Origin of the sequence: Williamsia phyllosphaerae (assembly GCF_014635305.1) — a bacterium.
In the GTDB taxonomy this organism is placed as follows: Bacteria; Actinomycetota; Actinomycetes; order Mycobacteriales; family Mycobacteriaceae; genus Williamsia_A; species Williamsia_A phyllosphaerae.
In genome coordinates this window covers 203,494-222,453 of sequence record NZ_BMCS01000001.1, presented here as the reverse complement: position 1 = coordinate 222,453, position 18,960 = coordinate 203,494, and the positions used below count along the sequence as shown (strand labels likewise).

The following is an 18,960-nucleotide window of genomic DNA, read 5'->3' as shown; positions in this document are numbered from 1 at the left end:
CCGACTGCCCAACTGATGGATGTACGTGCCCAACTGCGGTGTGTACGTGCCCAACTGGCGGGTCAGTCGGGGAGCGGTTCGGAGACGCGCCAGAGCGGGTTGACCGGACCGTGTCCGGCGCCTAGCGGGTAGGACCAGCGGATCGACTCGGTGACCCAGTCCTTGGCGAACCGCAGCGCATCCGGCACCGACAAACCGTGCGCGAGAGCGCAACACATGGCCGAGGCCAGCGTGTCTCCGGCGCCGTGATCGTGCGGGGTGTCGATGCGCTCGTGGTCGAGTTCGAGGAACGTCTCGCCGTCGTAGAGCAGATCAGGACTGAACGGGCTCGAGCGCAGGTGCCCGCCCTTGACCAGCGCCCACTGCGCGCCCATCGAGTGCAGCTCGATCGCGGCGGCACGCTGGCTGTCCTGGTCGACGACAGTGATGCCGGTGATCAGCGCGACCTCGTCGAGGTTCGGCGTGACGACGGTGGCGATCGGGATGAGCCGCTCCCGCAGCGAGTCCATCGCCTCGGTGGCGAGCAGTTGGTGCCCGTGCATCGAGGCGCAGACCGGGTCGACCACGAGCGGGATCGGACGGTCGCGACCGATCCCGACCTCGGCGGCCACGTCGACGATCGCGTCGATGATCGCACCGGTCGCGAGCATCCCGGTCTTCGCGGCCCCGATGCCGATGTCGGTGACGACGGTCCGGATCTGGCCGGCCACCGTCTCCGGCGGGATGGTGTGGACACCGGAGACACCGAGGGTGTTCTGCACGGTCACCGCGGTCACGGCCACGCACCCGTGCACGCCGGCCAGGGCCATCGTGCGCAGATCGGCCGCGACCCCCGCCCCGCCGCCGGAGTCGGTCCCCGCGATGGTCATCGCACGGACCGGTGTCTGTCCCAGCGGGGCGGGTGGCAGCAGCTTCATCGCCCCATCATCCCTGGTGCGTGCTCACGGCCGGGGTGATGTCGAGGTAGACCTGCTTGCCCGACGCCACGAACTCCGCGGACTTGCGGTCCATCTCCGCGTTCAGCATCGCGTCGATGTCGGCCTGGGTCCGCAGGTTGTGATCCTCGGCGAACTGTCGGACGTCGGCGGAGATCCGCATCGAGCAGAACTTCGGACCACACATCGAGCAGAAGTGCGCGGTCTTCGCGGGCTCGGCCGGCAGCGTCTCGTCGTGGTATTCGACGGCGGTGTCGGGATCGAGCGACAGGTTGAACTGGTCGTTCCACCGGAACTCGAACCGTGCCCGCGACAGCGCGTCGTCGCGCTCCTGCGCACGGGGATGCTCCTTGGCCAGATCCGCCGCGTGCGCGGCGATCTTGTACGTGATCACCCCGACCTTCACGTCGTCCCGGTTCGGCAGTCCCAGATGCTCTTTCGGCGTCACGTAGCAGAGCATCGCGGTCCCGGCCTGGGCAATCATCGCCGCCCCGATGGCCGAGGTGATGTGGTCGTAGGCGGGTGCGATGTCGGTCGCCAGCGGCCCCAGGGTGTAGAACGGCGCCTCCTCGCAGAGCTCCTCCTCGAGGCGGACGTTCTCGACGATCTTGTGCATCGGGACGTGCCCCGGACCCTCGATCATCACCTGCACGCCGTGCGATTTCGCGATCGTCGTCAGCTCGCCCAGGGTGCGGAGCTCGGCGAACTGCGCCTCGTCGTTGGCGTCGGCGATCGACCCCGGGCGCAGGCCGTCACCCAGGGAGAAGGTGATGTCGTAGCGCCGGAAGATCTCGCACAGCTCGTCGAAGTGCGTGTAGAGGAACGACTCCTCGTGATGGGCCAGGCACCAGGCGGCCATGATCGAACCACCGCGCGAGACGATGCCGGTGACCCGTCGTGCCGTCAGCGGCACGTAGCGCAGCAGGACACCCGCGTGCACCGTCATGTAGTCGACGCCCTGCTCGGCCTGTTCGATCACGGTGTCGCGGTACATCTCCCACGTCAGCGTGGTGGGGTCGCCCTTGCATTTCTCCAGCGCCTGATAGATCGGGACGGTGCCGACCGGCACCGGCGAGTTGCGCATGATCCACTCGCGGGTGAGGTGGATGTCGTCGCCGGTCGAGAGGTCCATGATCGTGTCGGCGCCCCAGCGCGTCGCCCACACCATCTTCTCGACCTCCTCGGCCACCGACGACGTGACCGCCGAGTTGCCGATGTTGGCGTTGACCTTCACCGCGAACGCCTTGCCGATGATCATGGGCTCGCACTCGGGGTGACGATGGTTGGCCGGGATGACCGCCCGTCCGCGGGCGACCTCGGATCGCACCAACTCGGGCTCGACACCCTCGCGCGCGGCGATGAAACGCATCTCCGGGGTCACGATTCCCGCTCGCGCCCAGGCCAATTGGGTCGCGGCACCATCGACGGGGGCGGGCCGCTCCCAGGTGTCCCGCACGGGTGCGAGGCCACGGTCGAGATCGATACCGGGGTCGGTCTCGGTGTACGGGCCGGACGTGTCGTACAGGTCGAGGTGCTCGCCGTTGCTCAGTTCCACGCGACGGGTGGGCACGTCCATCCCGTCGACTCGGCGATAGTTCTTGTGACTTCCACGGATGGGCCCGGTGGTCACGACAGCAGAATTCGACATCAGATCTCCCTACGCCGGCATTACCCGGTCAGGTTCATTCGGTCGGCGGCCGCCTGCCGCCATCTCAGCCCTCGGTTCGTGAGAGCCCCCGTGGATTTTCATGGGTGACCGCCGCAGCGGTCTGTCGGTCACGCTACGCCCTCGCCATCGGGAGGGAACCGTGAGTGGTCGCGGTGCGTCAGAACGGGGAGCCACATCGCGTGGGACGCCCACGACGTTGTGAGCCGCCCCAGGCAACCACCGAACCGGTGGTCAAAGTTGACTGAACCGTGACGTAACTACGCCTACGTAGCCGAAAGGTTCTGTAGTGTGACTGCAGTCACACAACGAGAGGAGGTCGCCATGCAGGTCCGACGTAAGAAGAGGCCACAGCAGACGGCGCAATCGATCCTGCACCAGATCTCCGAGGTGGTGCACAACGTCGGACAGAGCCGATTCGAGCTCTACGTCGCCGGCGACCTGGTCGGCGTGCTCGGCTACTCGATCGACGAGGCCAACGGCGACAAGGTGCTGACCATCATGCACACCGTGCTCTACGACGAGTTCTCCGGACACGGCCTCGCAACCCGCCTGACCCAGGGCGCACTCGACTACGTCGTCGACCAGGGTGCGAAGGTCCGGCCGGTCTGCAGCTACACCAAGCACTACCTGACGACGCATCCCGGCGTCGCGCCGATCGCCGCCTGAACAGTCGGACATACCGCCCGACCATTGGTTAGGCTACCCTTTCCTTTACACACGAGGGAAGAGGAAACGATGGCCGAACAGACGACTGCGGCACCGTCGAAAGGATGGCAGGGGGCGGTCCTCAAGCTCTTCGGCGGTGATGACTACACGCTGCGGGTGACCCGCGCCGAGGTGGTCACCGAGCACTACGTCCGGGTGGGTTTCACCGGTGGCGGGCTGCTGACCGAGAAGCCGGTCCACCCGACGATGTGGCTGCGGCTCTGGTTCGAGGCGGATGGCAAGCTGCATCAGCGCGGCTACACCCTGGTCGATCCCGACCCGGCCGCCGACACCTTCGACATCGAGTTCGCGATCCACGACGGCACCGCGGCGCGGTGGGCGCAGACGGTGGAGCCGGGCGCGGAGATCAACGCGACGCTGATGGGCTCGAAGTTCGCCTTCCCCGATCCCGCCCCCACGGGGTGGCTGCTGGCCGGTGACCCCGCGTCGCTCGCGGCCATCAACTCGATCCTGGATGCGATCTCCGCCTCGTCCGAACCGACCGTCCCGGTGACGATCTGGTTCGAGTACCAGCACGAGAGCGACCGCGACCTGCCGTTGCGGACCCGGCCGACCGACACGGTGCACTGGATCGCACGTGAACCCGGCACGACCACCCTGGTCGACTCCGTCCGTGCCGCCGCGACGAGGTCGCCCGATCACTTCGGATGGGTCGCCCTGGAGGCCGCGAGCACCCGTGCCGTCAGCGGCATCTTCAAGAACGACTTCGGGCTGAGCCGCAAGGCCGTCAAGGCGCAGGCCTACTGGACCGAGCGATGACGCTGGGGTCGCAGGCCGGCGAACGCATCGAAGCCAGCGGGATGGTCGTTTCGCCGACGAGGGCGACGAGAACAACCGCGGTGAACCTGCCCACCGTGCTCGCCTCCGCCGGTGTCGCGGCCGTGGTCTCGGCGATCATCGTCACGATCGGTGTCGTCGGATTGGTCATCTCCGGTGACATCGGCGGCGACGACACCACCGCCGCGGCACAGACTCCGACCGTCGTGAACCTCGGGGCGGCGCAGAGCAGTGTCGCGGCCGGTCAGGCCCCAGCCGCAGCGCAGCCGGGCGCGACGACGCCGCCGTCCGCGGCCGGTCAACCCCCGGCCACCCAGGCCGGTGAGCAGGTCGCCGAGAGCGGCGGCGGAGCGGGCGCGGGGAACGCGCCGGTCGGTCAGGCGCCCGCACCACAGGCTCCGGCACAGCAGCCTCCGGCACAGCAGGCCCCCGCCCAGCAGGCCGCGCCGTCGGCCCAGCCCGCCGCCGCGCCGCAGGCACTCACCGTGGGACAGCTCAACACCAAGATCAAGCTGCTGATGAACACCGGCGCCTCACGCGCCGCCCGCGCCGACGAGTTGCAGGCGGGGGCACGGGGTCTGGGCTCGGTCGACGGGGTGGCCAACCTGCTCCGCATCAGCGGCGCCGGGTTCACCTATCAGATGATCAACCCGGTCACGGTGAACGGGACGACGCTGTCGGCCACCCTGCAGATGACGCTGGCCGGCCGGGGATCGAAGACGCAGCCGCTGAGCTGGGTCTGGTCGGGATCCGACTGGAAGTTGTCGAACAAGAGCACCTGCGACGTCGCCGGACTCGCGCTCCTGCCCTGCTCGATCTGAGCCGACCATCCCGATCGACGAGGAGTTCTCATGAAGGCATTCCAGCGCACGCCGCGGGTGATCGCGGCGGCGGTCGTCGCCCTGTTCGTACTCGGGCTCGCCGCCTGCAGTTCGCCGGACGAGGGCGACGACGCATCCGGCTCGGTCGCACCGGTCACCGTCAACACGTCGGCGGGCAGCGTCACCCTCGACCGCGTCCCGGAACGCATCGCGGCGATCGGCGACCAGTGGACCGACGCCGTGCTCTCGTTCGGGGTGACCCCGGCCGCCTACGGGACGACCACCGAACAGCAGATCGGCAGGCAATCCCCCTGGACCGAGGGCAAACTGGGCGATGCGAAGAAGATCAGCCTCACCGGTGACCGGGTGTCGCAGATCGCGGCCGCGAAGCCCGACCTGATCCTGTTGCCCGGCTTCGGCGTCGAATCGGCCGAGATCGACAAGCTCAAGCAGATCGCGCCGACCATCCCGAGCATCACCGGTCAGCAGATCGACCCGTGGCAGGACCAGGTGCAACTCCTCGGCGCCGTGCTGCGGGAACCCGACAAGGCGACCGAGATCGTCAACGGGGTGCAGAGCAAAATCGACAAGATCAAGCAGGACAACCCCGGCCTCGCAGGCAAGACCTTCGCCTTCGCCTACATGTTCTCCGCCGACCAGATCCAGGTCCTCGGGGACCCGAAAGACGGTGCGACATCGCTGTTCGCCGATCTCGGGTTGACCGTTCCGCAGCGTCTGCAGGACATCGCCGCCCAGCAGAAGCTGCCGCGGTTCCCGATCAGCACCGAGAACGTCCCCCAGCTCGACTCGGATCTGCTCGTCATCGCGGCGGGCACACCGCAACTCGCGGCGCAGCTCAAGACGCTGCCGGGCTATGCCCAGCTGACGGCGGTGCGTGCGAACGCCGTCGCCCAGATGGACCTGACGAGCATCACCGCGCTGAATCTGCCGTCACCGCTGTCGATCCCGTACGTGCTCGACCAGCTCACCCCCGCGGTGCAGGCGGCCGGGCGTAGCTGAGTCGGTCGGGTCAGGTCAGGCGACGTCGATGATGACCGGGGCGTGGTCGCTGGCGCCCTTGCCCTTTCGTTCCTGGCGGTCGATCTCGGCGCCGGTGACACGGGCGGCCAGCGCGGGTGAGCACAACGAGAAGTCGATGCGCATGCCCTCTCGGCGTGCGAACCGGAGCTGGGTGTAGTCCCAGTAGGTGAAGACACCCGGACCCGGTGTGAACGGTCGGACCACGTCGCCGAACCCGGCCTCGACGACCGAGTCGAACGCCGCGCGCTCGGCGGGCGAGGTGTGGGTCTTGTCCGCGAAATAGGCGGGGTCCCAGACGTCGTCGTCGGTCGGGGCGATGTTCCAATCACCGGTCAAGGCAATCTGCGCATCCGGGTCGGCGGCGAGCCACGCCGCCCCCGCGTCGCGTAACGCGGCCAACCACTCGAGCTTGTAGACGTAGTGCGGGTCGGTGAGGTCGCGGCCGTTGGGGATGTACAGACTCCACACCCGCACCCCGGCGCAGGTGGCGCCGATCGCCCGGGCCTCGACGACCGCGGGCACTTCGGCGGACTTGGAGAAACCCGGCTGACCGGGAAACCCGACGGCCACGTCGGCGATGCCCACGCGCGACGCGATCGCCACGCCGTTCCACTGGTTCAGGCCGACGGTCGCCAGCTCGTACCCGGCCGCCGCGAACCCCATCGCGGGGAACTTCTCGTCCGTGCACTTGGTCTCCTGGATCGCCAGGACGTCGACGTCGTGGCGCTCGAGCCAGTCGACCACGCGTTCACTCCGGGCCCGGATCGAGTTCACATTCCACGTCGCGATACGCACGCGTCGACCCTACGGGTCGGGGTCGGGTCGTCAGTTCGGGGAGTTACCGGTGAGCTTGTAGGACTGCGTCACGCCGTCGGTGCCGGTGAGCGTGATCGTCGTGAACGTCTTGCGCTCGGGATCGCCGAGCACGACGTCGACCTGACGCTGCTCGTAGTTGCCCGCAGCGCAATTCGGACGGCAGAGGTTGACGGCCTCGGTGCCGGTGCCCACGGCACTGCGCGGTCCCCACCGGGTCCAGGTGATGTCGCTGACCGAGACCGAGTTGTCGCCGCAGTAGATGGAGGTGACGTCGGTGGGCCGGACCTGGGGCTGACCCCCGCAGTCGTAGATGACCAGTCCGCCGGGGTTGTCCTGCGAGGTACTAGACGACGAGGACGTCTCCGGCGTCGTCGTGGTCGTCTCCTCGGTGGTGGTCTCGTCGGTCGTCGTGGTGGTCGCCTGGGTGGTGCTGGGCGTCTCGGTGACGGTCTGGGTCACCACCGACGACGATGACGAGGAGGCGGTCGACGCCGGATCGTCGTCACCGGACACGGCGACCAGAATGATCCCGGCCACGACGGCGACCGCGAGAACCGCGGCGATCGCGATCAGGATGGTCGTGCGCCGGGACATCGCAGTGGTGTCCGGTTCGGGCTCGGGTGGGGTGTTCGTCGGCTCTGTCATAGCGGCCCCAGGATAGGGGAGTCGTCTGTGAACCCGGTGCGGCCGGTCGCGTCGCGACGTCGAACCGGTCACGGGCGTGCTCTTGCAGACCGTCGAGGAACGCCGACGTCTGATGGGGTGCGCCCCTGCGTCCTTTCGCCCACACGATGCGACCCGAGGTCCCGACGGCCTTGAACAGGACGACCAGGCCCTCCGCGAGAAGGCTCGCCCCGAGAGCCAACAGCACTCCCGTGCTCACCGAGGCCGACGCGGAGGGATCGACCACCCCGAGCAGCAGACCGGCACCGAGTCGGATCAGGACGTTGGCGACCAGGAGTCCGACCGACACGGCGGTGTACTTCATGAACACCAGCCCGTCGCGTTCGAACACGCGGACGCTCGCCCCGCGGAGCACGCCGATGAGCACGCTCACGACGGTCGTGGCCGCCAGGAAGCCGAGAGACAACCCCGACTGGCTGACATCGGTGGTCTGGACCAGACCGATCACCGTCAGGATCGCGGGGATCAGCAGCATCCGTCTGCCCTCGGCGGGCTCGCCCAGCACGCGGCGGGCGAGCAGGTAACCGATCACCGCGATGGCGATGATCACCTCGAGAATTCCGTTCATCGGTTCGTGTTCCCGTCATTGTCGGACGTGTTGATGTGGTTGAAACGCTACGAATGTCGAGGAGCCGACGGATCCACCCGTGGGTCGAGGTCCGGGTGGAGATCCGCGCACCTGTGGACAGCGCGGCGAAACGGCCCTAGCGTTCCTCGGTAGGTCCCCGCTCTCGAAGGAGCCGCCCGTGCCGCTCTACGGTTTCCGATGCGATCAGGGCTGCGCTGCGCTCGACCGCTCCTTCGCAATGTCGGCCGTTCCCGACGGGATCGACTGTCCCGGTTGCGGTTCGACGGCGAAACGGCGTATCACCGCGGTCCAGATCGGGGTGGGCGACAGCGCCGCGATGCGGCTGCAGGACGCCACCAGGTCCACCGCCGATGCGCCCCGCGTCGTGTCCGGGGTGCCGGCGTCGGGTGGCTCGGCCCGACGACGCCCGGTCTCGACCGATCCCCGACACCGCCGTCTACCACGCCCCTAGTCCTGTCCGCGCACCGCCAATCGAGATCGGAACCCCATGCCCGAGTTGATCTTCCCGCTGGACTCGACGAAGACGTTCACCGATCAGGAGCGTGTCGGCCACAACCGCTGGCACCCCGACATCCCCGCCGCGGTGACGGTCAAGCCGGGGGATTCGTTCCGGGTGCACTGTCGGGAGTGGTTCGACGGGGCGATCGTGAACGACGACTCCGCCGACGACATCCGGGACGCGCCGCTGGCCGGGGTGCACGTGCTGTCCGGGCCCATCGCGGTCGAGGGCGCCAAGCCCGGCGACCTGTTGATCGTCGACATCCTGGACCTCGGCCCGATCCAGCAGGAGGACTCCGGGCCCCTGGCCGGCCAGGGCTGGGGCTACACCGGCATCTTCCCGACCCTCAACGGCGGCGGCTTCCTCACCGAGCAGTTCCCCGACGCCTACAAGGCGATCTGGGATTTCAGCGGCCAGAAGACCACCTCGCGTCACGTTCCGCACGTCGAGTTCACCGGCATCGTTCACCCGGGCCTGATGGGTACCGCACCCTCGAAGGACCTGCTGAGCACCTGGAACACCCGCGAAGCGGCGTTGATCGCCACCGACCCCGACCGGGTGCCGCCACTGGCTCTGCCCCCGTTGGCCGACAGCGCCATCCTGGGTTCGCTGACCGGCGATGCGTTCACCGCCGCGGCCGCCGAGGGGGCCCGCACCGCGCCGCCGCGCGAGAACGGCGGCAACCAGGACATCAAGAACCTCACCAAGGGCAGTCGGATCTTCTATCCGGTGTTCGTCGACGGAGCGAACCTCTCGGTGGGCGACCTGCACTTCTCCCAGGGCGACGGTGAGATCACCTTCTGCGGCGCCATCGAGATGGGCGGGTTCATCGACCTGCGCGTCGAGATCCTCCGCGACGGTATGACCACCTACGGCGTCAGCGAGAACGCCATCTTCATGCCGGGTAACACCGATCCGCAGTACTCGGAGTTCATCGCGTTCTCCGGCACGTCGGTGACCCTGGACGGCCAACAGCGTTACCTGGACTCGCATCTCGCGTATCAGCGTGCCTGCCTGCATGCGATCGACTACCTCACGAAGTTCGGCTACAGCCCGGAGCAGGCCTACCTCCTGCTCGGCGCCGCCCCCATCGAAGGGCGTCTGTCGGGGGTCGTCGACATCCCCAATGCCTGCGCGACGGTGTACATCCCGACCGCGATCTTCGACTTCCCGATCGCCCCGAGCGCAACGGGTCCGTTCCGGATCGACCCGGGCATCGGCGCGCCGCACTCGAGCTTCTGACCGGGCCTCAGCCGGGTCCCTTGTCGCCCCGGCCGGGTCCGCCCGCAGGTCCGCCCGCGCCGGGTTTCTCTTTGTCCTGCTTCTTCTGCTGACCGGGAGCCTGCTCGGGCCCTGCGGGGGCGGGCGCAGGCCCGACGTCGGCCGTCGTCGTGGGGACCTCGGTCGGCTCCGCCGTGGTGGTGGTCTCGGTCGACGGCGGTGCCGTCGTCGACGTCTCGCCCGACGACTCGACGGTGGTGCTGCGCACGGGGGCGGGTTGATCGTCGCCGCGGCACGAGACGCCGACCGCGAGTCCGATCACCACCAGCACCAACAGGGCGGTGGCGGCGATCAGTACGCGAGTGCGGCGCGTCCGGCGCCGATCCGCGGGCGTGTTCATCGGCAGGGTCATCGTTGCCAGGTTACGACCGGCGTGCGTGTGCCCGACAGCAACGGGTGCCCGCGCGCGCACGCGAGGTGCCGCCGGTTCGACTCCGGCCCGAGGGTGAAAAGTTCAGCGTGCTGAACGAAACATGCTCGAAAAGCCGATATCACCCGTAGTTCTCACAACGGGTCTACCGTCCGATCATGACGATCGACAAGTCCGCCCCGCCGGCGCCGCGCTCGACGAAAACCTCAGCTGCCGAGGGTGATTACCTCGAGAAACGACAGCTGAAGAAGGGGACCGCGGGCTGGGTCCTGCTGGCGGGTCTCGGCGTCAGCTACGTCATCTCCGGCGACTATGCGGGCTGGAACGGCGGACTCGGCGAGGGCGGATTCGGTGGACTGCTGATCGCCGCGGTCATCATCGCCGCGATGTACCTCGCGATGGTGCTGGGCATGGCCGAGATGTCGTCGGCGCTGCCCGCCGCGGGCGGCGGGTACACCTTCGCCCGTCGTGCGATGGGCCCGTGGGGCGGATTCGCGACCGGCACGGCCATTCTCATCGAATACGCCATCGCGCCCGCCGCGATCGCCACGTTTATCGGGGCGTACGTCGAATCACTGAACCTCTTCGGCATCACCGACGGGTGGTGGGTCTATCTCGTGGCGTACGCGATCTTCATCGGCATCCACCTGGTCGGCGCCGGCGAGGCGTTGAAGGCCATGTTCGTCATCACCGGCATCGCGCTCGTCGGTCTGGTCATCTTCGCCGTCGCAGCGGCAGGCATGTTCGACGTGTCCAACCTGACCAACATCGCCGCCGACCCCGATGCGGCCGGGTCGTCGAGCTTCCTGCCCAACGGTTACCTCGGCATCTGGTCGGCCATCCCGTTCGCGATCTGGTTCTTCCTCGCCGTCGAGGGCGTCCCGCTCGCCGCCGAGGAGGCCGAGAACCCCGAGCGCAACGTCCCCCGCGGCATCATCGTCGCGATGCTGATGCTGGTCGTGACCGGCGCGGTCGTGCTGGTGCTCGCCACCGGCGCCGTCGGCGCGGACGAGCTGACCGACTCGGGCAACCCGCTGGTGCTCGCGCTCGGCGACGGCACCGCCTCGAGCGTCGTCAACTACATCGGGCTCGCCGGACTCATCGCGAGCTTCTTCTCGATCATCTACGCCTACTCGCGGCAGACGTTCGCCCTCTCGCGCGCCGGCTATCTCCCCACCTCGCTGTCGCTGACCAACAACCGCAAGGCGCCGGTGTGGGCGCTGATCATCCCGGGCGTGATCGGATTCGCGCTCACCTTCATCGGCGAGGGTGCGATGTTGCTCAACATGGCCGTGTTCGGCGCCGCTCTGAGCTACGTGTTGATGATGATCAGCCACATCGTGCTGCGGGTGCGTGAGCCCGACATGCCGCGGCCGTACCGCACGCCCGGCGGCGTCGTCACGACCGGTTTCGCCCTGGTGATCGCCGTGGCCGCGGTCATCGCCACCTTCCTCGTCGACACCACCGCCGCGCTGTGGACCCTCGGTGCGTTCGCCGCGTTCATGGCCTACTTCGGCCTGTACAGCCGCCGCCACCTCGTGGCCGGGTCCCCGGACGAGGAGTTCGCGCTGCTCGCCGACGACGAGGTTGCGTGAGGGGTGTCCACCTATCGGCAGACGCTCGGCGGCACCACCTTCACCTTCGGTTCGCTGGTCGACCTGCTCGCCAAGGCGACACCGCGACGCAGCGGTGACGAACTCGCCGGCTGCGCGGCCGAGACCGATCTGGAACGGGCGGCCGCGCAGTGGGCGCTCGCCGACGTCGCCCTGACCACCTTCCTCGAAGATCTCGTCGTGCCCTACGAGACCGACGAGGTCACCCGGCTCATCATCGACACCCACGACCGGGCCGCCTTCGCGCCGGTCGCCGACCTCACTGTTGGCGGCCTCCGCGACTGGCTGCTGGCCACCGCGAGCGGCCCGGACGCCGCGGGTCGGTTGCGAAGCGTCGGTGCGGGTCTGACCCCGGAGATGGTGGCCGCGGTCAGCAAGCTGATGCGCAACCAGGATCTGATCGCCGTCGCGAAGGCGACGAGCGTGACGTCGGCGTTCCGCACGACCATCGGCGCGCCAGGCACCCTGACCACCCGGCTGCAGCCGAACCATCCCACCGACGATCCGATGGGGATCGCGGCGGCCACCCTCGACGGGCTGCTGCTCGGGTGCGGGGACGCGGTGATCGGCATCAATCCGGCGACCGATTCCCCGCAGGCAACCTCGGATCTGCTGTACCTGCTCGACGAGATCCGCACGCGGTACGACATCCCGGTGCAGTCCTGCGTGCTGTCGCACGTCACCACCACGATCGGGCTCATCGAGGCCGGGGCGCCGGTCGATCTGGTCTTCCAGTCGATCGCGGGCACCGAGGGCGCAAACCGGGGCTTCGGCGTCGACATCGCCGTGCTGCGCGAGGGCAACGAGGCGGGACGGTCACTGCACCGCGGGACCGTCGGCGACAACGTCATGTACTTCGAGACCGGGCAGGGATCGGCGCTGTCGGCGGGCGCACACATCGGCACCGGCGGTCGGCCCGTCGATCAGCAGACCCTGGAGACCCGCGCCTACGCGATCGCGCGCGAATTCGACCCACTGCTGGTGAACACCGTCGTCGGCTTCATCGGACCGGAATACCTCTTCGACGGCAAACAGATCATCCGTGCCGGGCTCGAGGACCACTTCTGCGGCAAGCTGCTCGGGCTGCCGATGGGCGTCGACGTCTGTTACACCAACCACGCCGAGGCCGACCAGGACGACATGGACACCCTGCTGACGTTGCTCGGCGCGGCCGGGGTGCCGTTCGTCATCACCGTGCCCGGCGCCGACGACGTGATGCTCGGCTACCAGAGCCTGTCGTTCCACGACGCGCTCTACGCGCGACGGGTGTTGGGGCTGCGGCCCGCTCCCGAGTTCGAGGCGTGGCTCGGGGTCGTGGGCATGCTCGACGACACCGGCCGCATCCTCGACCTCGCGCCGGAGGCGTCGCCGCTGCGGGCGCTGACTGACCGATCCGGTGCGCACCTGTGAGGGGGGCGACGTGACCGATCTGTGGACGGTGCTGCGGCAGAACACCTCTGCGCGTATCGGATTGGGGCGGGTCGGCGACTCGTTGCCGACGACTCGGGTGTTGGAGTTCGCGGCGGCACACGCCGCGGCCCGCGACGCCGTGCACCACCCGCTCGACGTCGACGCGCTCGTCGCCGCCATCGAACCGCTGGGTCTGGGGACGCCGTCGGTGGTGGCCAGCCAGGCGTCCGACCGCAGCGAGTACCTGCGTCGACCGGATCTGGGACGTCAGCCGACACATGATTTCTCGGTAGAGCCTGCGGACGCCGACATCGGGATCGTGCTGGCCGACGGTTTGTCGCCGATCGCACTCACCGAGCACGCCGCCGGAGTCGTCGGGGCGATCAAGGATGTTCTCGCGCCCCAGTACTCGATCGCCACACCGGTGATCGCGACCCAGGCGCGCGTCGCGCTGGGCGACCACATCGGCGCGGCGCAGAAGGTGGGAACGCTCATCGTCGTCATCGGTGAGCGGCCCGGGTTGTCGGTGGCCGACAGCGTCGGCATCTATCTCACGCACCTGCCACGTCCCGGACGGGCCGATTCCGAGCGCAACTGCATCTCGAACATCCATCCTCCCGGTGGGCAGAGTTACGTCGGGGCCGCCCGGGTGGTCGCGGCGCTGGTGGAAGGCGCACGCGCACTGGGTCGTAGCGGCGTCGACCTCAAGGACACCAGCCGGACGTTGGCCGAATAGGTCTCAGGCCGCGTGGGCGTGTGGCTGCGACGGCCAGTGGCCGATCTCGTGCACACGGCCCGCGGTGTCGACGGTGCGTGCGGCCACCCCGACGCCGATGAGCCAGTGCGGCGCACGGTCGGGGTGCGCGTAGGTCATCAACGCGGCCGCGTAGGCCGAGCCGGCCTCGTCGGCGATGGTGGTGACCGTGTCGAACTCCGGTGCCGGGCGCGGGTCGAACGGGCTGCGCGGCAGGGCGTCGATGTCGGTGCGGGTGACGGTGGCCAGGGCGTGCCCGGGCTCGAGCTCGACAGAATCGTTCGCGACCTCGACATGCCACCCGCCGAGTGGGGGATGTCCGGCCGTCGCGGTGACGCTCCCGGTGCCGACGTCCCCGACGGTCACCATGGCGCCGCACTCGAAGCGGGTCGCGACCCGTTGCGCGGCGCGGTCGGCGAGAAATGCACGGGCGGTCCCGAGGAGCTCGAGGCGCACGTCGGTGGGGACGACGACCCGTCCCTCGCCCAGGCGGGGTCGGTGCCATTCCGGCACCGGCGTCATCGTGCGGACGGTCATCGGACGTGGCCCGTCGACGGTGAACTGCAGGTGGGGGAGGAAGCGGTAGTCGGGGACCGCGCTGCGGCGGACCGAGCGGGTCGCTCCGTCGGTGAGATCCGCGAAATACAGTGCCTCGGTGAGAATCTGTTCGAGCAGGACACCGACCATCGCGGGTGACCCGCCGGCGAGGTCGATGGCGTGGATCTCCGCCGACGCGCGTTCACGGTTGACGGTGAGGTCGACGTGGTCGGCGTAGCGGGTGACCTCGCGCAGGGCGTTGGGCAGAGCGGCGGGTTCGGTCACGGACACCGAGATCTCGGTGCCGAGACCGGACAGGGTAGCGGTGGCGATCATCGTTGATACCTCGATCCGGTGGGGGCTGATGAAGTCCATCGTGGGCGGCAACCCTGGGATGTCCCTGTGAGCGACCCGATAGGCCGCTACGGACTTCCGAGTCGCCGCTCTCGGCGTCGCGCACCGCATGTCGCCCACACCGCGTGCTCCCGCCCGCGATGCATCACGGGCGCGGTGGTGAGAAGTGGGCGACACTCGCACCGTTGAGGATGCGCAGCACTCGAGGGATGAACTCGCCACGTTCGAGATCGCCCCAACTCCACCGGACCACGCGCCAACCGAGTTCGATGAGGCGGTCGATCCGGTACTTCTCCCGCGCGAGGATCGCACGCGTGTCCCCGATGTACTTCTCCTCGCCGTCGGCCTCGGCGATCACGCCCAGCTCTGGCCACGCGAAGTCGACACGGGCCAGCAGTTGGCCGTCGTCGTCGAAGATCTCGTACTGCGGAATCGGTGTCGGCAGGCCGGAGTCGAGCATGGCCAGTCGGCTGCGACTCTCCAGCACGCTCTCGCTGCGACCGTCCATCAGACGGACCGCACGCCGAGCCGCCACGCATCCGGGGGTGGCCTCGATCAGGGCCAGCTCCCGTCGGAGGTCGTCCGGTGTGCACAGGCCCCTCTTCAACGCCGCGTCGCCGACAACCACGGCGACGTCGCGACCCGACGCTCGCGCGATGTCGACGACCGTCCGCGCCACCCCGACAACTCGCACCCCGTCGACTTCGATCCAGTGCATCGGTCGGTGATCGCGGTGTAGCACGGTGGATCTGGTCTCCCGGGTTCCCGATCCGTCGCCGACCTCGACCATGTGGATCCGGCGCAGATCCAGTCCCCACATTGGCAGTCCGTGCAGGGCCACGGCGGATACGGATGCCACTGCGCGCCCCGCCGGCATCGTCGAGACGGCCGACCGCACGATATGCGGATATCGCTGCTCGCGTGGCAGGTCGGCGATGGTCGGCGGTGCGTAAACGCCGCGGCCGAGGGAGCGCAGGACGTCGCGAGGGACGGCGGCCGCGATCTCGTTGTCGGCGTAACCGGCCGAGACCAGTTCTGATCGGGTCACCACGCGGGTAAGCGAGTCGAGGTTCACGGTGCCGATTCGATCTGGCGGCGCGGAGGAGCTCAAACCGCGACCTCGTACGCCTGTGGACGAACCACATCTGTGGATAACCAAGGGCCGGTCGTGACAAGCGGACACGCTCATCCCGAACTCGTCGTGCGCTCACTTCGTGCTCCTGCCCGCGTTGCAATGCGGGCAGGACGGCGAGACGTGGGCGGCGGCGTCACCGCCGGGCGAGTCGGGCCCGCTCGGCGGGTGGTTAGGGCACGCTCGGCGGCTCGAGGGTGACGTATCCGTACGTGTGGTGACGGGTGAAACCGAGGCGTCGGTACAACCTGATGGCGTCGACGTTGTCGGCCTCGACCTGCAGATAGGCCTGGTCGGCGCCCTGGTCGCGACCCCACCGCAGCACCTCGGCGACCACCCGGGTGCCGATCCCGGAACCGCGGGCGCGCGGCGCCGTCCACAGGCATGCGATGCCGACCCAGCGCCGGCCCGAACCCGCATCGCCACCGAAGGGTTCGTCCGAGGTCACCGCCCCACGACCGATCGCGACGAGTCCCTGGTCGTCGGAGACCGAGAAGAACGCGAGCGCACCGTCGACCGACGCGGTGAGGACCGCGGTTGCGACATCGCCCGTCGACGACCGGCCGGACTCGTCGAGATAGGCGCGCACCCAGTCGGGGGTCGGCGCGGGGGAGATGGCCACGTCGACCATCGCGGACGCCGCGAGGGCGTCAGTGGAGCGCGCCATCGCGACGGCCTGGATCTCGAAGCGGTCCGGGTCGACGTGTGTGCTGGGGATGAGGCGTTCCACCACAGCGCATCTCGTGGCCAGATCGTGCGCGGAGAAGAACTCCGACAGGGCGGCGACCGACGTGGCGTCGAGCGTGGCACCACGTTCCACGGGTGTCGCGGAGTTGGCGCGACGGGTGAAACCGCCTCCGGCGCGGGCACACCACCCGTTGATCACCGCGAAATCCGTTCCCGGCCAGCCCCGGGCAGCGGCGATCTCGAGCGACCGGATGTCGGAGTTGCGCAGCGGCCGATCCGAGAGCGTCCGCACCGACAGCACCAGCGCGGCCGGGATCGTGACCTCGTCGCCGTCGCGGGTGACGACGATGTCGTCGCCGGCCGACACCAACACCCCGGTCACGTCGGAGGCCGTGGCCGACGGGTCGCGCCGCCAGTCGCCGGGAGCGCCTGCGCCCTTGCGGAATCGGACGACGACACGATCCCCGGGAACGGGGGACGCGGGGTCAGTCCTCGTCATCGTCCGGGTCGTCGTGACCGAAGGGATCCGGACCCTCGCCGGGGGTCCACGTCAAACCCGGCACGCCCCAGCCGCTCTTCTTGACGAATTTCTTCGCCGCGCGCGCGTTGCGACCCACCAGGACGTCGACGTAGAGGAAGCCGTCGAGGTGTCCGGTCTCGTGCTGCAGCATGCGGGCGAAGAACCCGGTGCCCTCGATCTCGACCGGCGCACCGGTGCGATCGACACCGGTGACCTTCGCCCATTCGGCACGCCCGGTGGGGAACTGCTCGCCCGGCACCGACAGGCAGCCCTCGTCATCGTCATCGGGGTCGGGCATGCCCTCGGGGATCTCGGAGGTCTCGAGCACCGGGTTGATGACCTCGCCGCGCAGGCGTTCGGTGCCGCGGGTCTCGCCGCCCGGGCAGTCGTAGACGAAGAAACGCCGACCGACGCCCACCTGGTTCGCGGCCAGTCCGACGCCATGCGCGGCGTCCATCGTCTCGTACATGTCGTCCAGCAGCGCAACGACATCCGCGGGTGGACGACCCTGCTCGTCGAGGGTCACCGGCTCGGTCACGCGGTGCAGCACCGGTTCGCCGACGATGCAGATGGGGAGAATTGCCATGCGGGACAGATTACTAGTGCCCGACACCGGCACGCCCAACCCGAAATCGGCCCCCCGTCGTGGTTAGATGTTCAACGAACCACATCGATGTAAGTTTCCTTCTCTTCCCCTCGTCGGCTACCGCGACCAGGGGGCGTGGGCAGCGACGATGTGTCGGTAGAGGAACCTCAAGGGAGCGAGATGGACGGCGCAACTGCGCGAAGCCAGAAGCGGTCGGGGCAACCCGCCGGTTCGGCGAACCAGGCCAATGGGGATCAGGCCGATTCACCCACCTCGAGCACCGGGCACGACGTCAACGGTGTTGACAGCAATGTGGTCGGGGCGGACGGTCTGACCCGCCGCGAACACGACATCCTGGCCTTCGAGCGCCAGTGGTGGAAGTACGCGGGCGCCAAGGAAGAAGCCATCAAGGAGCTGTTCGGCCTCTCGGCGACCCGTTACTACCAGGTGCTCAACGCCCTGGTGGACCGTCCGGAGTCGCTCGCGGTCGATCCGATGCTGGTGAAGCGCCTCCGTCGTCTGCGCGCGAGCAGGCAGAAGGCCCGCGCCGCGCGCCGCCTCGGATTCGAGATCACCTGAGTCGAGTCCGTAGAGTAGCGGCCGTGATGACCCCGGATCGGGAACCCAATCGGCTGCCATTCCGCGCAGGCGCGATGTTGCTCCTCGCGATAGCTGTCGTGTGCATCGGCCTCGGCTGGCACTCGGCGGTGACGACGGAGAGCAGTCCGGAAGCAGACCTCCGCGCCGCTGCCGCGTCGAGTTCGGCCTCCGCGGCCGCACCCAGCACCTCGGCCGCCGCATCGACGAGCGCCTCGAGCTCGGGGTCCACCTCGAGTTCGGCGGATCCGAGCAGCTCGTCGACCGCGGGCCCGCTCGCCTGCGTCTACAACGCCGGTTCGATCAGCGGTCTGGCCGTCGAGGTCACCGCGTCGCTGAAGTCCAAGGGCTGGCGCGTCGCCGCGCCCGGCAACCTGCAGTCGGCCAGCATCACCGAGAACACCGTCTTCTACCCGTCGGCGCTCGAGTCCGAGGCCGACCGCCTGGTCTCCGACCTGGGCAACGACGCCACCGCCGACCAGAAGCCGTCCTCGTTCACGCAGTGCCGTGGCGGGTTGGCGGTCGTCGTCATCACCCGATAGAGCCGACCGATATGATTCGG

The 18,960-nt window shown here is 68.7% G+C and carries 21 protein-coding genes and 1 riboswitch; of the genes, 11 read left to right on the top strand and 10 right to left on the bottom strand.

Annotation, left to right across the window (positions count from 1 at the left end; translation table 11 throughout):
• Positions 1-62 precede the first annotated feature (62 nt).
• Both thiD and thiC read right to left on the bottom strand, forming a co-directional pair.
• Entirely contained in the window at positions 63-917 is an 855-nt protein-coding gene (thiD, locus tag IEV93_RS01140) for a bifunctional hydroxymethylpyrimidine kinase/phosphomethylpyrimidine kinase (protein WP_188486145.1), read from the bottom strand.
• 7 nt (positions 918-924) lie between these two features.
• The gene (gene thiC / locus IEV93_RS01135) at positions 925-2,583 is read right to left on the bottom strand and encodes a phosphomethylpyrimidine synthase ThiC (protein ID WP_188486143.1); all 1,659 of its coding nucleotides are present in this window, start codon (positions 2,581-2,583) and stop codon (positions 925-927) included.
• Positions 2,574-2,685, bottom strand: a riboswitch (TPP riboswitch). It overlaps the preceding gene by 10 nt.
• Before the next feature lie 240 nt (positions 2,686-2,925).
• On the opposite strand from thiC, the gene IEV93_RS01130 reads away from it, so the two are divergent.
• The 4 genes from IEV93_RS01130 to IEV93_RS01115 all read left to right on the top strand — a co-directional run bounded on the left by IEV93_RS01130 (position 2,926) and on the right by IEV93_RS01115 (position 5,948).
• On the top strand, positions 2,926-3,270 hold the full coding sequence (locus IEV93_RS01130; RefSeq protein WP_188490272.1) for a GNAT family N-acetyltransferase: 345 nt from the start codon (positions 2,926-2,928) through the stop codon (positions 3,268-3,270).
• Positions 3,271-3,339: 69 nt separating this feature from the next.
• The gene (locus IEV93_RS01125) at positions 3,340-4,089 is read left to right on the top strand and encodes a siderophore-interacting protein (RefSeq protein WP_188486141.1); all 750 of its coding nucleotides are present in this window, start codon (positions 3,340-3,342) and stop codon (positions 4,087-4,089) included.
• Positions 4,086-4,928 carry an MTB12 C-terminal domain-containing protein gene (locus IEV93_RS01120; RefSeq protein ID WP_188486139.1) on the top strand — a complete coding sequence of 281 codons (843 nt, stop codon included), beginning with the start codon at positions 4,086-4,088 and terminating at the stop codon, positions 4,926-4,928. The genes IEV93_RS01125 and IEV93_RS01120 overlap by 4 nt, the downstream gene beginning before the upstream one ends.
• Positions 4,929-4,958: 30 nt before the next feature.
• Complete coding sequence (locus tag IEV93_RS01115; protein WP_188486137.1) at positions 4,959-5,948, top strand: ABC transporter substrate-binding protein; 990 nt, start codon at positions 4,959-4,961, stop codon at positions 5,946-5,948.
• 15 nt (positions 5,949-5,963) lie between these two features.
• On the opposite strand, the gene IEV93_RS01110 is transcribed toward IEV93_RS01115, so the two are convergent.
• Genes IEV93_RS01110 through IEV93_RS01100 form a run of 3 tightly spaced genes read right to left on the bottom strand, consistent with a single transcriptional unit; the run spans position 5,964 to position 8,037 of the window.
• Positions 5,964-6,764 carry an exodeoxyribonuclease III gene (locus tag IEV93_RS01110; RefSeq protein ID WP_188486135.1) on the bottom strand — a complete coding sequence of 267 codons (801 nt, stop codon included), beginning with the start codon at positions 6,762-6,764 and terminating at the stop codon, positions 5,964-5,966.
• A gap of 30 nt (positions 6,765-6,794) precedes the next feature.
• Positions 6,795-7,298: a hypothetical protein gene (locus tag IEV93_RS01105; RefSeq protein WP_188486133.1), complete on the bottom strand. Its 504-nt coding sequence runs from the start codon at positions 7,296-7,298 to the stop codon at positions 6,795-6,797.
• Positions 7,288-8,037 (bottom strand): DUF1453 domain-containing protein, encoded by a 750-nt coding sequence (locus tag IEV93_RS01100; RefSeq protein ID WP_188486131.1) that lies wholly within the window; start codon positions 8,035-8,037, stop codon positions 7,288-7,290. The genes IEV93_RS01105 and IEV93_RS01100 overlap by 11 nt, the downstream gene beginning before the upstream one ends.
• Positions 8,038-8,215: 178 nt before the next feature.
• Here IEV93_RS01100 and IEV93_RS01095 point away from each other — a divergent pair, with 178 nt between their 5' ends.
• Both IEV93_RS01095 and fmdA read left to right on the top strand, forming a co-directional pair.
• Complete coding sequence (locus IEV93_RS01095) at positions 8,216-8,509, top strand: FmdB family zinc ribbon protein (protein ID WP_188486129.1); 294 nt, start codon at positions 8,216-8,218, stop codon at positions 8,507-8,509.
• A 36-nt stretch (positions 8,510-8,545) separates the two neighbouring features.
• Positions 8,546-9,799, top strand: a complete 1,254-nt coding sequence (gene fmdA / locus IEV93_RS01090; protein ID WP_188486127.1) for a formamidase — start codon at positions 8,546-8,548, stop codon at positions 9,797-9,799.
• 7 nt (positions 9,800-9,806) lie between these two features.
• Here the strand turns inward: fmdA and IEV93_RS01085 are convergent, their stop codons facing one another.
• The gene (locus IEV93_RS01085; protein ID WP_188486125.1) at positions 9,807-10,190 is read right to left on the bottom strand and encodes a hypothetical protein; all 384 of its coding nucleotides are present in this window, start codon (positions 10,188-10,190) and stop codon (positions 9,807-9,809) included.
• Between the two features lie 176 nt (positions 10,191-10,366).
• Here IEV93_RS01085 and eat point away from each other — a divergent pair, with 176 nt between their 5' ends.
• The 3 genes from eat to eutC are packed head-to-tail and all read left to right on the top strand — an operon-like array spanning position 10,367 to position 13,967.
• Entirely contained in the window at positions 10,367-11,803 is a 1,437-nt protein-coding gene (gene eat / locus IEV93_RS01080) for an ethanolamine permease (protein ID WP_188486123.1), read from the top strand.
• Positions 11,804-11,806: 3 nt separating this feature from the next.
• Positions 11,807-13,231, top strand: coding sequence for an ethanolamine ammonia-lyase subunit EutB (locus IEV93_RS01075; RefSeq protein ID WP_188486121.1), 1,425 nt, complete (start codon positions 11,807-11,809; stop codon positions 13,229-13,231).
• On the top strand, positions 13,206-13,967 hold the full coding sequence (gene eutC, locus IEV93_RS01070; RefSeq protein ID WP_371873820.1) for an ethanolamine ammonia-lyase subunit EutC: 762 nt from the start codon (positions 13,206-13,208) through the stop codon (positions 13,965-13,967). The genes IEV93_RS01075 and eutC overlap by 26 nt, the downstream gene beginning before the upstream one ends.
• A 3-nt stretch (positions 13,968-13,970) precedes the next feature.
• Here eutC and IEV93_RS01065 read toward each other — a convergent pair whose 3' ends face one another.
• The 4 genes from IEV93_RS01065 to IEV93_RS01050 all read right to left on the bottom strand — a co-directional run bounded on the left by IEV93_RS01065 (position 13,971) and on the right by IEV93_RS01050 (position 17,801).
• Positions 13,971-14,858 (bottom strand): FAD:protein FMN transferase, encoded by an 888-nt coding sequence (locus tag IEV93_RS01065; protein WP_188486117.1) that lies wholly within the window; start codon positions 14,856-14,858, stop codon positions 13,971-13,973.
• Between the two features lie 163 nt (positions 14,859-15,021).
• The gene (locus IEV93_RS01060; RefSeq protein WP_188486116.1) at positions 15,022-15,951 is read right to left on the bottom strand and encodes a hypothetical protein; all 930 of its coding nucleotides are present in this window, start codon (positions 15,949-15,951) and stop codon (positions 15,022-15,024) included.
• Between the two features lie 229 nt (positions 15,952-16,180).
• Positions 16,181-17,194, bottom strand: a complete 1,014-nt coding sequence (locus IEV93_RS01055; RefSeq protein WP_188486114.1) for a GNAT family N-acetyltransferase — start codon at positions 17,192-17,194, stop codon at positions 16,181-16,183.
• A complete protein-coding gene (locus IEV93_RS01050; RefSeq protein WP_188486112.1) occupies positions 17,181-17,801 on the bottom strand; it encodes a peptide deformylase in 621 nt (206 codons plus the stop codon). Before IEV93_RS01050 ends, IEV93_RS01055 begins: the two co-directional genes overlap by 14 nt.
• A 180-nt stretch (positions 17,802-17,981) precedes the next feature.
• On the opposite strand from IEV93_RS01050, the gene napA reads away from it, so the two are divergent.
• Together napA and IEV93_RS01040 are read left to right on the top strand one after the other, a co-directional pair.
• Positions 17,982-18,380 (top strand): nucleoid-associated protein NapA, encoded by a 399-nt coding sequence (gene napA / locus IEV93_RS01045; RefSeq protein ID WP_188486110.1) that lies wholly within the window; start codon positions 17,982-17,984, stop codon positions 18,378-18,380.
• Positions 18,381-18,406: 26 nt separating this feature from the next.
• Positions 18,407-18,940, top strand: a complete 534-nt coding sequence (locus tag IEV93_RS01040; protein WP_188490271.1) for a LytR C-terminal domain-containing protein — start codon at positions 18,407-18,409, stop codon at positions 18,938-18,940.
• The last annotated feature ends 20 nt before the right edge of the window (positions 18,941-18,960 follow it).